This window comes from Roseimaritima sediminicola, assembly GCF_009618275.1.
In the GTDB taxonomy this organism is placed as follows: Bacteria; Planctomycetota; Planctomycetia; order Pirellulales; family Pirellulaceae; genus Roseimaritima; species Roseimaritima sediminicola.
Window position 1 is genome coordinate 88,248 of sequence record NZ_WIAD01000003.1, and the last position, 15,845, is coordinate 104,092.

The window sequence follows — 15,845 nt, forward strand, 5'->3', positions numbered from 1 at the left end:
TGATGTTGTTGATCATCGCCGCCCTGGTGGTCGTGGCTGTGGTGTTGGTCCTGTTTGGCGTTTTCGCCAGCTACTTTGGACTGTGGATCCAGTCGTTGTTGACCGGTGCCAAGGTCGGATTTCTGGATCTGATCGGGATGACGTTTCGCAAAGTCAACACGCGGCAGATCGTGCGTGCCAAGATCATGTCGGTCCAGTCGGGCTTGACCGATCCGGATCTGACCACGCGGGCGCTCGAGGCACATGCCCTGGCCGGCGGCAATGTGCAACAGGTAACGCGGGCATTGATCGCGGCCAAGAAAGCCAAAACGATCAGCCTGACCTTCAAGGAAGCCACGGCGATCGACCTGGCCGGCCGCGACGTACTGGAATCGGTGCAAACCAGCGTCTACCCCAAAGTGATCGATTGCCCGCCTCGCGGGGCCGCCAAGTCGTCCTTGGATGCGGTCGCCAAGGACGGTATTCAGTTGAAGGTCAAAGCCCGCGTGACGGTTCGCGCCAATTTGCAACAGTTGATCGGCGGTGCCACCGAAGAGACGATCATCGCTCGCGTGGGCGAAGGCATCGTCAGTGCGATCGGCAGCGCCACGAACCATAAAGCGGTGCTGGAGAACCCGGATGTGATCAGTAAAGCCGTGTTGGCCAAACGCTTGGATTCGCAAACCGCCTTTGAAATCGTGTCGATCGACATCGCGGACATCGATGTCGGCGCGAACATCGGCGCCCGTCTGCAAGCCGATCAAGCCGAAGCCGACACCCAGGTGGCTCGGGCGCGGGCGGAAAACAAACGCGCCTCCGCCGTGGCGGCCGAAAAGGAAATGGAAGCCCGCGTCGAAGAGAGCCGCGCCCAACTCGTGCTGGCTCAAGCCGCGGTTCCCGAAGCCATGGCCGACGCGTTTCGATCCGGCAAACTGGGGATCTTGGACTACTTCAAACTGCAGAATGTCAGCGCTGATACCGAGATGCGCAAAGCCATCGCAACCGCCAGCAATGACAGCGACGATGCCTACAGTGAGCCGCTGCGGACCTAAGCTCGTATCCTCCTAAAAAGTGAACTCATGGCCGGAGACATCGAAGAGTTTCTGCGGCGGGCGGCCGAGCGTCGCCAACAGCGCGCCCGACAACGCAACGCCCAACAACGGCAACACACCGAGCGTCCGTCTGCTCCTCAGTACACCGATCGCAACCGCGAGCGGGTTCCGCAGACGCCGATCCCGGTCGCGCCGCTGGCCGAACCGGTATCCCATCAAGCCGAACCTTTGATGGCGGAGATCATCGAAGACGACGAGCAGGAAACCCTACTGAAACGCGGTCAGGCGCGACGTATCGAACGGGACGCAAAGGCGGCCAAAGAACGATCCGATCGAAAAAACCGCTCGCAGGGACGACGCTCCGAGGGTCGTTCTTCGGAAACCGGTTCGACCGCACAGCACAGCGAAATAAAGGCCACCGAAGAGTTGCTTCGTATGTTGCGCTCGCCGCAAGGGATTCGTCAGGCCGTCTTGCTGAAGGAAATTCTGGAACCGCGTAGCAACGTCTGGGACTGAGCCGGCGGCGCCGGAAGCGTCCGCGGATCGTCTCGACGCCGGCGGCCTTCCGGCCCGCTGAATCGACAGGCCGCTTTGCGACCGGCGCTATGCCGTCGGGTCATCGCTGGAGGCAGCTTCGGAGGCGGTTCGCGGGCCAACGTGAGGCGCGGGGATCGGGACAGGCAGGGTCTGCAGCAACACCGCCGTCCGGTCGTCTTGCGGGACCGCGTCGCCATTGAAGTGGTCGGCCAAGGCAAACAAGCCATCCAGAATCGCCTCGGCCGGTTGATGCCTCAGCCGAACGATCTCGGCCACCGCTTCGGCTTCGCCCAAAAAGGTTTCATGGTCGCTGGTCGCTTCGCTGATCCCGTCGGTAAACAGTGCCAAGGTATCGCCCGGACGGAATGACGACACGGGATAGGTGGCAAATGTTTCGAACATCGTAATGCCCAGCGGCGGATTGTCGCCTTCCAGAACCCCGAGTGTTCCGGAGGGCGAAATCAGGTATCCGGGGTGGCCCGCACAGGCGTAACTGAGTTGCCGGCGATCCGCGTCCAGCTTGGCCAGAAACAGCGTGACAAACAGATGCTGCTGCATATCGCGAGCCAGCAGCCGATTGACGCGGTTGAGCACCTCGCCGGGCGAGAGTTCCGGTTCGGCCAGGACGCGCAGCGCCGCGCGCGTTTCCACCATCATCATCGCCGGTCCGATCCCATGACCGCTGACGTCGCCGATCGCCACCAGTAAAGCCCCGTCGGACTGTGGAATGACGTCGAAGTAGTCTCCACAGCTGAGCGTGGCCGGTTGGCAGCGGCCGGCGACGACGACGCCCGAAAACTGATTCTCCAGCCGCGGATAAAGCATCTGCTGGATCGCGTCGGCGATCTCCAGCTCGCTGCGGACCGTACGCAGCTCCGTCTCCATCAACAGGCGAGCGTTTCGCTCCAGCGCAAACCGTACGGTGCGTCCCAAAACCGAAGCGGTGAACTGAGGACCTTTGACGATGTAGTCCTGCGCTCCGGAACGCACGGCGCTGACGGCCAACCGCTCGTCGCTCTCGCCGCTAACGATCACCACGGCCGCATCCCCGCTGACCTTTTTGACCGCGTAGAAGGTGTCCAGCCCGCTGCTGTCGGGCAGGTTTAGATCCAACAGAATGACGTTGATCGTTTGCTTATCCAAAACCTCCAAAGTGCCCGCCAATGAATCGGCGTGCAGCAACCGGTAGTCGCTCTCCAGTCCCGCTCGCAGACACACCTGGGCATGCATCCGAGCGGTCGGGCTGTCTTCGACCAACAGAATGGTGATCGCGTCAGGTTCGCTTGCGTCTGCTTCACTCAAAGGGCCGTCGCCGTGGGTTAGAGGGGCACGGGATGTCCACCGTTCAGTATGACCCTGCCCAAGATGCCAAGCAAGTTTTGCGAGCCGACAACTGAACGCCTGTTGGCTGGAAGCCTATGCCACTTGTCGCTCATACAGTGTTAAGCTGAATCGGTCACGTGCTGCCCGCCCCCACTGCCCATTCGTATCTTTCGGTGAACACAATTCATGGTATCCGAAACGTTCGTGTTTACGGTCGAAGGCCTCACCAAGGTTTATTCGATGGGCGAGGTCCAGGTGCATGCTCTACGCGGAGTCGACCTACAGCTGGAGGCGGGCGAATTCACCGTCTTGCTGGGCCCCAGCGGCAGTGGCAAGAGCACGCTGCTGAACATCCTGGGCGGCCTGGACCTACCGACTTCGGGCCGCGTGCATTTTCAGCAACAGGATTTGAGCAAGTCCAGTGAGCGCAGCCGCACGCTGTTTCGTCGCTTCAACGTGGGGTTTGTCTTTCAGTTCTACAATTTGATCCCCTCTCTGACCGCTCGGGAGAACGTGCGTTTGGTCACCGAGATCGCCCGCGATCCGATGACTCCCGAAGCGGCGCTCGAGATGGTGGATCTGAGCGACCGCCTGGATCATTTTCCCGCCCAGCTCTCCGGCGGCCAGCAACAACGCGTCGCGATTGCTCGCGGAATCGCCAAACGCCCGAAGGTCCTGCTGTGCGACGAACCGACCGGGGCTTTGGACGCCGCCACCGGGATCGCCGTGCTGGCCGCGATCGAACGCATCAATCAACAACTGGGCACCACCACAGTGGTGATCACCCACAACGCCACGATCGGCGACATGGCCGATCGAGTGGTAACGATGCGCGACGGCCAAATCGCCACCGACCGGCGCAACGACGTCAAGGTGCCGGTAACGGCGCTGCGGTGGTAGGCATGCGAACGCTGGACCGAAAACTCGTGCGCGAGCTTCGCGGGCACGCCGCCCAGTCGGCGGCCATCGCAATGGTCATCGCCTCGGGCGTGGCCGTGTTCGTGATGAGCATCAGCACGCTGCGGTATCTGAGCGACGCCCGTGATGCCTACTACGACCGCTATCGCTTTGCCGATCTATTCGTCTCGCTAAAACGCGCTCCGATGCCCTTGGAAAAACGGATCGAGGCGATCGACGGCGTGGCGACCGTTCAGACGCGAATCGTCGCTCAGGTCAACCTGGATGTGCCGGGGCTGTTGGAACCGGCGGTCGGCCAATTGATCTCTTTGCCCGACGATGGCCCGCCACGGCTGAACGCTGTGCACCTTCGCTGGGGCCGAATGCCCGAAGCGGACCGAGCCGAAGAGGTCTTGGTCAGCGACGCGTTTTTCGAGGCCAATCGTTTGGCGTTGGGCGATGCGGTATCGGCCGTACTGAACGGCCGGCTTCAGCCACTGCGGATCGTCGGCGTGGCTCTGTCTCCGGAATACGTCCTGCAGGTGCGTCCCGGCGAAATCCTCCCGGACGACCGACGGTTTGGTATTTTCTGGATGCCGCGCCGCCAGATGGAAGCGGTGTTCGACATGGACGGAGCCTTCAACAATGTGACCCTCCGTCTGTTACGAGGCGCCCGTCCCGAACCGGTCATCGAAGAACTGGATGGTCTGCTGGCAGCCTTCGGTGGAGGCGGAGCCTTCGGACGCGACCAACAGGTCTCGGCACGTTTTCTCGATGACGAAATCCGCCAGCTGCGAGCCACCGGCTTGATCGCGCCGACGGTCTTCTTGGGCGTCGCGGCGTTCCTGTTGAACATCGTCCTCAGCCGCCGGATCGCCCTGCAACGCACCACGATCGCGGCGTTGAAAGCCATTGGATACCGTGACCGTGAGGTGGGATGGCATTACCTGAAAGGTGCGCTGCTGATCGCCGCGCTGGGTGCCGCGGTGGGTGCGGTCGCGGGCAGCTGGATGGGCAGCGGATTGGCGCGGCTGTACGCCCAGTTCTATCGCTTCCCCTCGTTCGTCTACCAAGCCGACTTCCGCGTGATCGTGTTGGCCGGAGCGATCAGTCTATTGGCTGCCGGCGGCGGAGCCTGGCGGGCGGTCCGCGGGGCGGTACGCTTGCCGCCCGCCGAAGCGATGCGTCCCGCTCCGCCGTCCGCCTACCGGCGGTCGCTGCTCGAACGGCTCGGCGGTGGCAGGTGGTTGCCGTTGCCCCTTCGCATCGTGTTTCGCGGCCTGGAACGACGACCGGTTGCTGCGGCGTTGTCCAGCGTCGGCATGGCGTTTTCGGTCGCGGTGTTGGTGATGAGCGGGTTTACCAACGACGCCTTGGATTTTCTGATCGACTTTGAATTCCAGCGCGCCCAGCGGCACGACGTCCAAGTGACGTTATATGAGGTAACCTCCCCATCGGCCCGTTTTGATCTGGCGCATCTGCCCGGTGTTCAAGCCGTCGAACAGTACCGCGCGGTACCGGTCAAACTGCGGCACCAGCATCGCCAGCACCGCACCGCGATCTTGGGTCTGAATGAACCGCGCGACCTGTACCGCCTGCTGGACGCCGCCGGACGACCGATCTCCCTGCCGCCCGCCGGCTTGGTCCTGAATGACAAACTCGCTCGGATCTTAAACGTCCGCCTCGGACAGACCGTTACCGTTGAAGTTCTCGAGGGTGGCAAACCGGTGCACGAAGTCCGCGTGGCCCGAATCATCAAGCAGTATGCCGGTGCCAACGCCTACATGCCCCTTCAGCAATTGAACCGCCTGATGCGGGAGAGCGATGCCTTTAACGGCGCGTACTTGGCCGTGGACGAAAGACACCGAAACGAGTTGTACGATCGCTTGAAACGCACACCGAAGGTTGCTTCGGTATCGATCAAGCAGGCGACGATTTCCCAGTTCCGCGATACGGTCGCGGCGAATCAGAACACGATGCAGTCGTTTACCGTGTTCTTTGCTGCGGTCATCGCGGTGGGCGTCGTGTACAACACCGTTCGCCTGTCTTTGGAAGAACGCAGCCGAGAACTGGCCACCCTCCGCGTGATCGGTTTCACGACTCGGGAAGTCTCCGTCGTCCTGCTGGGGGAACTGGTGGTCCTGACGTTGCTGGCGGTGCCCCTGGGATGGGGGATTGGGTATGGTTTCTGTGCCGCCATGACGACAGGATTCGAAACGGAAATGTTTCGTATTCCCCTGGTCATCCATTTGTCGACGTATGCGCGGGCGGCCTTGATCACGGTCGTTGCGGTAGCGATCAGCGGCGGGGTTGTACGTCGTCGACTGGATCGTTTGGATCTGGTCGATGTGTTGAAGAGCGGCGAGTAACCAGATAACGACACCATGGCAAAATCAAACTGGCGAATCCGCGGCTGGATAGTGCCGTTGTTAGTTCTGGCAACATTGGCCATCGTCGTGTTCTGGACTTTTCGGCCCCGGCCGGTGTTGGTGGATGTGGCGGTCGTTCACCGAGGACCGCTGGACGTGCGCGTCGAAGAGGACGGTCGGACTCGCATTCGCGAACGCTACATCGTCTCCAGTCCGCTGGCCGGTCGACTGCGGCGGATTACCTGGGATGTCGGCGATCTGGTGCGCGCAGAGCAAACCGTGCTGGCTCATTTGGAACCCGTCCCGGCCGATCTGCTCGATCCCCGCACGGCCGCTCAGGCGCGGGCCCGGGTGCGCGCTGCGGAGGAACGTTTGAAGGCGACCAAGGCCGAACGGTCCAAGGCCGAAGCAGCCGCCAACTTTGCCGAAATCGAAATGGGACGCGTCCGTCGCCTTCGAGAACAAAACGCTTCGTCGCCCTCGGAAATGGAACGCAAAGAACTGGAGTTCCAGCAGCGAACCGAGGAAGCCCGGGCGGCGAGCTTTGGCGTCGACATCGCGAGCTACGAACTGGAACTGCAACAGGCCGCGTTGCTGTTGACCGATCTATCGTCCGACGACGATTCCGAGATGGAGCTGGCGATCGAAGCGCCGATCGATGGCCGGATCCTGCGGATCTATCAGGAGAGTACGGCGATCGTCACCGCCGGTGCCGCCTTGCTGGAAGTGGGCGACCCATCCGATTTGGAAGTGGTTGTCGATGTCTTGTCATACGACGCGGTCCGCATCCATCCCGGCGACCGCGTGGCGCTGCGGCACTGGGGTGGCGACCAACCCCTGGCCGGACGTGTGCGCTTGGTCGAACCCTCCGGGTTCACCAAAGTCTCGGCATTGGGTGTGGAAGAACAGCGTGTTAACGTGGTCGTCGATTTCCTTGATCCCGCCGAGCGGCGTGGAGGACTGGGCGATGGCTTTCGCGTCGATTGCGAAATCGTCGTGTGGCGCGAAAGCGACGTTCTGCAACTGCCCACCAGCGCGTTGTTTCGCATTGAGGGCCGCTGGCACGTGTTCGCCGTACAGGATGGCCGCGCCCAGTTGACCGAGGTCCGTGTTGGTCAGAACAACGGCCGCATGGCTCAGATCCGGCACGGCCTGGACGTCGGGGCAACCGTCATCGTGCATCCGTCCGATTCGGTCGAAAAGGGCGTTGCGGTCGAAGCTCGGCCGCCCGCTGGGTTCTAAACAAGTCGCCAAGCGGGCACGGCGTTACAGTAATGGGATTGTATGACCCTGTTTTGCTGGAGAAAAAGCAAGCATGACCTACCAAGAATCGATCGAAGAATATGCGGCCGGCCCGGGCCTGTTGCGAGAGGCCGTCGAAAACCTGTCCGCCGATCAACTCGACGCAGTCCCGGTTCCAGGAAAGTGGTCGGTCCGTCAGGCGGTCTGCCATATCGCCGATTTCGAGATCGTCTACGCCGATCGCATCAAACGGGTCCTTGCCGAGGACGAGCCGACCTTTTTCGGCGGCGATCCGGACCAGTTCGCCGCGGGGCTGGCCTACGGAGCCCGCAAGATCGATGAGGAATTAGCCGTGGTCGAATCGATTCGCGCCCAGGTGGCAAGGATCCTGTACACCCTTTCTGAACCGGACTTCGCACGCCTCGGACACCACAACGAAGCAGGACCGATGTCCCTCGGCCAGTTGCTCGAAGGCATTACCGAGCACCTTCCCCATCACGTCCAGGCAATTCATGAGAAACGGACGGCGATGGGCGTGTAGAATACCAGAACGTCTTCCCGCTCCCACGATGCCGGATGAGCCTTGCCATGACACGCCGTCGCAAATTGAAACGATATCGATCCTGTCAATCGGGTTTTGTGGCTGATGGTTACGAACGCTTGGAGAACGACGCTCGATGCAGAGCTCGTCGCATCGTCGAAGCCAAGTACGCCGAGCAGTGGAACGCTTCGGGGATCCTCAATCGCTGGAAACTGCAACGCCAAATGGACGCCGAAATCGCAGCGATAGCCCACAAAATGATGCCCGATGTATCCCCGCACGCGCTGTTTTGATGCTGGCGGGGGCGCTCTGTATGAATTGTCTGACGATAACGTGGGAATTCGATGATGCATCGCACGCTGCGGGTTCTTGCCATTACCGTCCTCGCCGTCGCTCCTGGGGCTGGTGGCTACACACGGCAACCGCCACACGGCGACGCCACACCGGATACCACTCCCGCAACCATCGACGAGCTGCTGCTGTTCTTTCCGTCAAAGTTTCCCAGCGGTGATTGGAATCCGGCACAGCTGCGGTACCGGGATGTTTTCTTCGCTGCCGAAGACGGAACGCAGCTGCACGGGTGGTATTGTCCGGTGGACCATCCACGTGCCGTCGTGCTCGTCGCGCATGGCAACGCCGGACACATTGCATCACGAGCAGCCTGGTTGCGGTATTTACAGACCCAGGCAAACGTGTCGGCGTTCCTGTTCGACTATCGCGGCTACGGACGAAGCGAGGGCACGCCAAGCGTCGCAGGCGCGATTCAGGATGCGACGGCCGCGCGGGAAAAACTGTGTGAACTCGCCGGAATTAAAAACTCGGAAATGCTGCTCATGGGCGAATCGCTCGGCGGCGCGATTATGGTTCATCTGGCAGCCCGAACACCACCGCGAGGCCTGATTCTGCAAAGCACGTTTTCATCCCTTCGAGACGTGGCCGACGTCCACTATCCAAAACTGTCCTGGTTGGTACCGCCGAGCAAACTTGACTCGGCGGCCAAGATCGTGCGGTACCGCGGTCCGCTGTTGCAGAGCCACGGAAACCGCGACCAAACCATTCCCCCGGCATCGGGACTAAAACTCTTTCGCGCTGCGAACGAGCCGAAGCAATTCGTCGTCGTCCCGGGCGCCGACCATAATAATTGGCTAACGAGCGGTTACCTCAAACAGCTCGACCGTTTCATCGATCGCGTTGCCGGTACGGAGGAGTGATGGTTTTTCAGTTCCGCATCACGGACATTTTCATATTTACGTTCTTCGTTGCCGTTGCGCTGACGTTGGGAATTCCGTGGCCCAGTACAACCCTCGCCACCGTTCCCAGTGGCGCCGGTGGTTCCATCGGTGCCGCAATGACGCATTCGTGGCGGGGAACAATTGCTGGCGCGACAGGAGCACTTCTCCTTGCTGTGCTCTTGGCAATGCCGTTCTTCGCCGTCCTATTGCTATCGGGATTCATTTATCCGATAGAGGCGAACGAAGCGCCACCGCCCTACGAGTCCGCATTCCTCAAGGTATGGTTTGCCTACTTGTTAACGACGGGCACTGGCGGAGCATACCTTGGGGTTCGGCTTGCCGATCAGTGTTTATCATTGATGATCGGTTGCTTGCGGTGGGGATCCCCGAACCGATAGAATGGGGTATCCATCAACCGCTTGTATGGGGGCAGACCATTGCGTATCTCTCCGATCGGGGCACTTACCGGTGCCGGTGTCAGCGCGGTCAGTCGCGTGGGCGTCGTCTTGTTCTTCTTTCCCGAGCTCATCGTCAATCCGATTGTTCTGTTACCGTCGGCCGGACTCGGGGTGTTGGTCGGGATGATCGCCGGAGCCCTTCGTCCTCCGTTGATCGCGGCTGGTACCGGTGCGCTGCTCTCAGCGATCGTGCTGGAGTTATTTATCCTGCCCTGCGCGTCGCTGCTCGGCGCCTTTGGCAGTCTGTTGGGCGATGATCGGGCAGGCCATGATTTCTTGATCCAGACCAGTATTTATCTGGTGGGGATGGGAATCGCCGGCGCCGTCGGTGGCGGCGTAGGCAGCCTGATCGGACAACTTGCCGAAGCCGAGCCGCTCGAACCCCAGTTGCTCGAACCCCAGCTGCTCGAGCCCCAGCCGGTGCAGGCGTGCGCAGACGAAGCACCCGTATACGAAGCACGAGTGATTGAACCGCCGGTCGGTCTGCCGCTTGACCCGCCGCTTGACCCGCCCCGGGTCGGCTAGGGCACCAGACCGACGAAGCCGCCCATGACCGCCCCCTGTGCCAAGGCCCCGCGGAGGCTGATCGGTACCGGAGGCACGACCCACGGTGCACAGCTGCCCGGTCGGTAGTAACCCAGCGTGTACTGGCATTCGTTGGGAGGATGGATGCCCATCTTGTAGGGCAGCACGGCGATGTTGGTGAAGAAGTGAGCGGTGGACAGCAGGGGCTGGGCGATCGGCCCGGCGGTGTGCCCGTAACGTTCCAGGTTCACGTCCTCGAAGTACAACGGTTTGTGGCACAGTCCCGACGCCTTCCAGGTGACCTGCTGGGGTGTCCAACGGCGAGGCTGGTGTTTGGCTTGCCGGATCCGGCACTCGTTGGGCAACCCCCATTGTTCGGTGATATAAGCCAAATCGGCTTCGCTGACCCGGTGCAGCGAGATCTCTTCCAGGCCGCCGTGCTCGGCTTGGATCACAACTTTCTCGTAAGCCAAGTCGTGCAGTCGACCTTCGGCCATCACGAATCCGTCCAGCGATCGCCACTGACGAACCTCTTGACGCTCACGGAACTCGCGACGCGATTTTTCCAAGACATCCGGGTCCAGCTCGGCGGGCTGGAAGGGCGGCGAGATGTCCAGCGAGATCTTTTCGATCGTGCGGGCATCGATGCGGTCGCGAAACGCTTCACAGGAGAAACTTTGAGGCTTGGGCGGAGCAATATCGGCCTCTCCGAAACCGCTGCGTCGCGAATCGTCGGCCGCGGAATCGCGATCGGTACCGGAGCGGTCAAAGGGGTTTGGATAATCTTGCGTCTCGGGTGCAGGCTCCGTATCCGCACCGGGCTGCATCGGCACGCTGCCGCGATCATTGGGCGAAGCGGGTTCGCGCATCGGGTTGGCAGGCGAGGGAAGTTCGTCCGCTTCATCCCCGCCGGGCAGGTCCAGCTGTGGCATCGTGCCGGGCACTTCGACCGCGTCATCGGTGCCGCGCGGCATGGTGGGATCGGCCGGGTTCAGGCCGTCGGGCAGGGCCGGCGAGGGGTTGGCCGGCGGCTGCAGCGGCGACTGCATGGCGCCACCGGGCGGGAAGACGGGCGGTTCGCCGAAGATGTCGTTGTTGTCCTCGGGCGTGGGAACCGGCTGCAGGCTGGGCGGAAGCTCCAGCGACGGATCGCCGCCTTGGTTCTGGTCTTGGTTCTGAAAAGCCGCCGGTCGTACGGCGTGGGCGGCCTCGGAGCGGGTCGCAGCGGAAAATGTGGTTTGCCGGACCGGGCGCTGCATGGCGACCTCGGTCAGATCGGCCAATCGGCGGACCGGCACGGCGCGAGCGGCCGGCGCCAGGCCGTGGCTGGCAGCGACGTTGTTCGAGCCTGCCTGATTGGATGCTGCCTGATTGGATGCTGGGCCCGGGGCCGGGGCGGTGTGCGCGGCCGGCGTCTGTGGCGCGGGAGGCGGCGTGGTTTGGCCGCTCTTGCGCCAAGCCAGGTTCCAGGCGGCCGAGCGTGGCTGGGGCGCGGCGGCAGGAGCTTGTTCGCCGAATTTCGGAACCGCTCGCAAGGAATTCGCCACCGGCGACTGGGCCGCCAAGGGGCTGGTGGCCGCGGCCACCAGCAGCACGGCGGCCAACGATCGGGCCGGGCTGCGGCGCAGAAGGGCCGGGCCGCGGCGGAGAAGGGCCGGACGTTCCTTACAGCGTTTCGCCGCCGGGAACATCGGGACTGTAGTTGGGTGCTTCTTGCGTGATCGCGATGTCATGCGGGTGATTCTCCCGAACCGTCGCCGCCGATACTTGGATGAACCGCGCGTCCTTACGCAGCTCTTCAATCGTAGCGGACCCCACGTATCCCATTCCCGCTCGCAGGCCGCCGACCAGCTGGTAGACAAAGTCTCCCAGCGGGCCTTTGAACGGGACCCGCCCTTCGACGCCTTCGGGAACCAGTTTCCCGGCCGAGGTGTCTTTCTGGCGATACCGATCGCTGCTGCCTTTGACCATCGCTCCGATCGATCCCATCCCGCGGTACGCTTTGAAGGTACGGCCTTGGTAGAGGATCATCTCGCCCGGGCTTTCGGTCAAACCGGCAAATAGGCTGCCGATCATGACACAGCTGGCACCGGCTGCGATGGCTTTGCTGACGTCACCGCTGAAGCGAATCCCGCCGTCAGCGATGACTGGAATATTGTGTTGGTCCGCAACGCTCACCGCCGCAGCGATGGCGCTTATCTGGGGCACGCCCACGCCACTGATGACGCGAGTCGTGCAGATCGATCCCGGCCCAATGCCCACTTTGACGGCGTCGGCACCGGCCTCGATCAAATCCTTGGCACCGGCGGCCGTGGCGACATTGCCGGCCACGACGTCGATGTCCCAGTTGGTTCGTTGTTTGATTTCACGGACGGTCTCGATCACGTTCTTGCTGTGTCCGTGGGCCGAATCGACGACCAACAGGTCCACACCCTGTTGGATCAGGCTCTCGGCACGGTCGTAATCGTGAACCCCGATCGCCGCCCCGACTCGCAGACGACCTTGCGAATCCTTGCAGGCTTTGGGAAACCGCTTCATCATGTCGATGTCGCGGATCGTGATCAGTCCCGTTAGTTTTCTTTCTTCGTCAATCAGTAAAAGCTTCTCCACCTTTTTATCCGTTAAAATCCGCTCAGCTTCCTCAAGCGTTACATTCCCAACGGCGGTGACCAGATTTTCCCGGGTCATGACCTCGTCGATCGGGACGTCGGGGTGCTCGAGGAAGCGCAGATCGCGTCGGGTCAGGATCCCTGCTAGCGTCCGGTCGGGATGCACGATGGGAACGCCCGAGACGTTGTGCTGGTCCATCAATTCGGCCGCTCGGCTGGCCTTTTCATGCGGATGCAAGGTCACCGGATCAAAGATGATGCCGTTGGCACTGCGTTTGACCTTCAGCACTTCCTCGGTCTGCTGCTCGGCCGACAGGTTCTTGTGGATAATGCCCAAACCGCCCTCTTTAGCCAAGGCGATCGCCATCCCGGCTTCGGTGACCGTATCCATGGGCGAGCTGACGAAGGGGATTTGCAAGCGAATCCGATTGGTCAACCGCGTGCTGACGTCCACCTCCGAAGGCATGACTTCGCTGTACTGCGGTTCCAGCAAAACATCGTCGAAGGTGATTCCCTGAGAAGAAATCAAGCCGTTTTCGCTAGCCATCGGGGCTCCGGTCCAAGGGGTGGCACAGAAAGGGACGGCCTGCACCCGCTGGCAGACGGACCGAGCCGTCACGAAGAAAGATCAATTGGTGTCGAGTTTGGGTGCGCCGATTATGGAGCAAAGCCCAATCAGCCGCAACGCGATAGGATGCGGTTTTTGTCGCCCAGGCGTCGGTTTGCCGAGACCATCGCGCCGGTCCGGGCCGTTTTTTAGCTCAATCTGGCCGATTGAAAAAAACGGGACCGCGGCCAACAGCGACGTGCCGGGCCGCAATCAGCCGACGCCCAGCCACCAACCGCCGGCCAGCAGCCACAGCGGAATCGTGACGATGGCAATCAGGGAAGTCCCCAAGACGACCTGCACGGCCGTCCCCACATCCTGCCCATACAGACGAACCAGCACGATCGGAAACGTGGCCGCAGGCATCGCGGCTTGCAGCAGCAAGACCTCCTGCAGGCGTGGTTGCTGGATGAGCGCAAAACCGGCGAACATCAACATCATCCCGGGCACGATCAACAACCGGATCAGACTGGCACTGGCCAGCACGGCCTTGCCCGAGTTCCATTTCAACTGAGGCAGGTAGTCGACGATGATCGCGCCGCCGAGCAACAGCCCCATCGGTACGGCGCACTGACCCAGCGCGGTGGTCATCTGCAGGACCGGCAGGGGCAGGTAGTCGATGCCGCCGGAATGTTTCAGGGCCAACCCCACGGCGACCGCCAACAGCGGCGGGCTGGCAAAGATCCGCCGCCACTGGGTGCCCACGCGTCCGGCCACCACCAAAATCCCCAGGCTCCACAGCGCGATGTCCACGCCCACATTGTGAATGATCAACGTGATCTCGGCTTCGGGATAGAATTGCTGGGCCAGCGGCAGGGGGATGTAGCCGTAGTTGCAGATCCCGACGCACAGCACAAAGGCCCGGCGTTTCCCCAGCGTGTCCAATCCGATCCGCTCGCCCAACAGGTGCGCAAACAACGCCGCGCAGCCGAACCCTAGCGCGGTAAACAGGAATCCGAGCAGCGGTGGGAACCAGGTATCGGCCAGCGACTGCAGCGAATCGCCGCTGGTCATGCGGTCGAAGAACAGCGCCGGAAGCAGCAGATTCGCGGTCAGGTTCGCCAGGGAACGGTCACTCTCAGCGGTCAACCAGTGCACGCGGCGGCAGACACCGCCGGCGATCATCACCAGGAACACGCCAAACACCCGAGCGGCGATTGGCAACAGATCTTCCATGCTTTATCGAATCGCCTCGCCGGTGCCGGGACTGCAGTACTGGGCGCAGCGGAGCACGCCGGCCGTCTCGTGCTCGGCGATCAACCGGTCCAGCGACTGCGGCGAATCCAGCGCCCCCAGCCCCAGTTGTTCCACCCGTTCGCCGGGCAGACGCGAGTACAGCACGACGCGGCCTTCGCGCTGGGCATCGAGCAACAACGTGGCGGCCGTCGAGAAGCGATCGGAATCCTTCATCAGGCGTTTGCGTAGCGCTTCCTCGTCGCCGCTTTGCAGCTCGCGCAGCCGCAGCAGCGCTCCGCCCGGCGGTTGCTCCAGGGCCGAGACGATGGCGATAGTCCCACCGGGACGGACCAGCGACCGGGCAACGTACACCGCGCGACCGACATTCTCCCAGGTTTGCTGCTGTCGGTCCCCGTCCAAATAAGCGACCACCAGATCGACTTCGTGGTCCGCCGCCGGTTGGCGGTTCTGCTCGGTGTCGGGCTTGAGGTTGTCCTGGATCGAATCGGCCGTGCCGGCGACGATCCGATACGCGTCGCCCTCGACCGTCGGCGTGACGGCCACCATCAATTGGTATCCCAACAACCAGGCGACCTGCCGCGGTTCGGTCTGTTCGCGGCTGCGGCGCATCAGCAACTCGTACCGATACCGCCGCCGGCTGGTGGCGTCGGCCAGGGCCGGAGCGATGCCGCCGTAATTCCAGTCCGGGTCGAGCGCCCCGTGGGGCCGCGAGAGCACGACCGGAATGACCAGGTCGGCCAGCGTCAGGTCGCGATGCAGGTACAGCGGATCGCCGGCCTGGTTGGCCGCTAGATAAGCCATCGCGTCCTGTTCGCTGGCGTCGTGCCGCTTGACCGTGACCGACTCGGGCAGGGCGTCACGCACGGCCTGGACGCTGGTTTCGATCGCTTCTTCGCCCAGCAGGACCACCACGTCGCCTAGCTCGCCCAGCGGCAGTGCGTCGACGATGCCGGCGAGCACTTCTGGCAAATTGGGAACGTTCGGATCGACCGCCAGCGTCACACTGTCGCCGGGAACCACGACGTCGCCGACGGCGGGAAAGTGCAGCGGTTGTTCCACGGCCTGCTGGGCCGCGGCGCGGACTTCGGCCAAGCGTTGGAAGCCGGCGGGCATAAAGTCCCAGCTGATGGCCGACTCGGCGGCGGGAAGATCTTGTAAACGGGGAAGTTTCACGTCAGAAAGCCTGGGTTTTACCACCAATCCTCTATCAACGACCTGTCGATAGTTGCTACAGACTATCTTGACGTTTTGCGGGCGATCCCGCGATGGTCCCAGCG

At 62.3% G+C, this 15,845-nt stretch carries 14 protein-coding genes; 9 read left to right on the forward strand and 5 right to left on the reverse strand.

All coding sequences use genetic code 11. The features are described from left to right. Positions 1-2 precede the first annotated feature (2 nt). Together floA and GE027_RS03140 are read left to right on the forward strand one after the other, a co-directional pair. The gene (gene floA, locus GE027_RS03135; protein WP_390621567.1) at positions 3-1,031 is read left to right on the forward strand and encodes a flotillin-like protein FloA; all 1,029 of its coding nucleotides are present in this window, start codon (positions 3-5) and stop codon (positions 1,029-1,031) included. 27 nt (positions 1,032-1,058) lie between these two features. After that, positions 1,059-1,547 (forward strand): hypothetical protein, encoded by a 489-nt coding sequence (locus GE027_RS03140; protein WP_153555720.1) that lies wholly within the window; start codon positions 1,059-1,061, stop codon positions 1,545-1,547. Between the two features lie 87 nt (positions 1,548-1,634). Here the strand turns inward: GE027_RS03140 and GE027_RS03145 are convergent, their stop codons facing one another. Beyond that, positions 1,635-2,870, reverse strand: a complete 1,236-nt coding sequence (locus GE027_RS03145) for a PP2C family protein-serine/threonine phosphatase (RefSeq protein WP_237607220.1) — start codon at positions 2,868-2,870, stop codon at positions 1,635-1,637. 207 nt (positions 2,871-3,077) lie between these two features. On the opposite strand from GE027_RS03145, the gene GE027_RS03150 reads away from it, so the two are divergent. From GE027_RS03150 to GE027_RS03180, 7 genes are all read left to right on the forward strand, one after another. Beyond that, entirely contained in the window at positions 3,078-3,791 is a 714-nt protein-coding gene (locus tag GE027_RS03150; protein ID WP_153555721.1) for an ABC transporter ATP-binding protein, read from the forward strand. Between the two features lie 26 nt (positions 3,792-3,817). Next, entirely contained in the window at positions 3,818-6,157 is a 2,340-nt protein-coding gene (locus tag GE027_RS03155; RefSeq protein ID WP_162006552.1) for an ABC transporter permease, read from the forward strand. Positions 6,158-6,172: 15 nt separating this feature from the next. Continuing rightward, positions 6,173-7,399 (forward strand): efflux RND transporter periplasmic adaptor subunit, encoded by a 1,227-nt coding sequence (locus tag GE027_RS03160; protein ID WP_153555723.1) that lies wholly within the window; start codon positions 6,173-6,175, stop codon positions 7,397-7,399. Between the two features lie 73 nt (positions 7,400-7,472). After that, entirely contained in the window at positions 7,473-7,940 is a 468-nt protein-coding gene (locus tag GE027_RS03165; protein ID WP_153555724.1) for a DinB family protein, read from the forward strand. Between the two features lie 47 nt (positions 7,941-7,987). Next, a complete protein-coding gene (locus GE027_RS03170) occupies positions 7,988-8,233 on the forward strand; it encodes a hypothetical protein (RefSeq protein ID WP_153555725.1) in 246 nt (81 codons plus the stop codon). Positions 8,234-8,284: 51 nt separating this feature from the next. Beyond that, positions 8,285-9,151, forward strand: a complete 867-nt coding sequence (locus tag GE027_RS03175) for an alpha/beta hydrolase (RefSeq protein ID WP_237607221.1) — start codon at positions 8,285-8,287, stop codon at positions 9,149-9,151. A gap of 458 nt (positions 9,152-9,609) precedes the next feature. Next, entirely contained in the window at positions 9,610-10,155 is a 546-nt protein-coding gene (locus GE027_RS03180; RefSeq protein WP_153555726.1) for a hypothetical protein, read from the forward strand. Here GE027_RS03180 and GE027_RS03185 read toward each other — a convergent pair. The 4 genes from GE027_RS03185 to GE027_RS03200 form a co-directional block, all read right to left on the reverse strand. Further along, positions 10,152-11,846 carry a hypothetical protein gene (locus GE027_RS03185; protein WP_153555727.1) on the reverse strand — a complete coding sequence of 565 codons (1,695 nt, stop codon included), beginning with the start codon at positions 11,844-11,846 and terminating at the stop codon, positions 10,152-10,154. The genes GE027_RS03180 and GE027_RS03185 overlap by 4 nt on opposite strands. Beyond that, positions 11,821-13,311, reverse strand: a complete 1,491-nt coding sequence (gene guaB / locus GE027_RS03190; protein WP_153555728.1) for an IMP dehydrogenase — start codon at positions 13,309-13,311, stop codon at positions 11,821-11,823. Before guaB ends, GE027_RS03185 begins: the two co-directional genes overlap by 26 nt. Before the next feature lie 273 nt (positions 13,312-13,584). Next, on the reverse strand, positions 13,585-14,547 hold the full coding sequence (locus GE027_RS03195; protein WP_153555729.1) for an AEC family transporter: 963 nt from the start codon (positions 14,545-14,547) through the stop codon (positions 13,585-13,587). Between the two features lie 3 nt (positions 14,548-14,550). Then, entirely contained in the window at positions 14,551-15,741 is a 1,191-nt protein-coding gene (locus GE027_RS03200; RefSeq protein WP_153555730.1) for a nickel-dependent lactate racemase family protein, read from the reverse strand. Between the last annotated feature and the right edge of the window lie 104 nt (positions 15,742-15,845).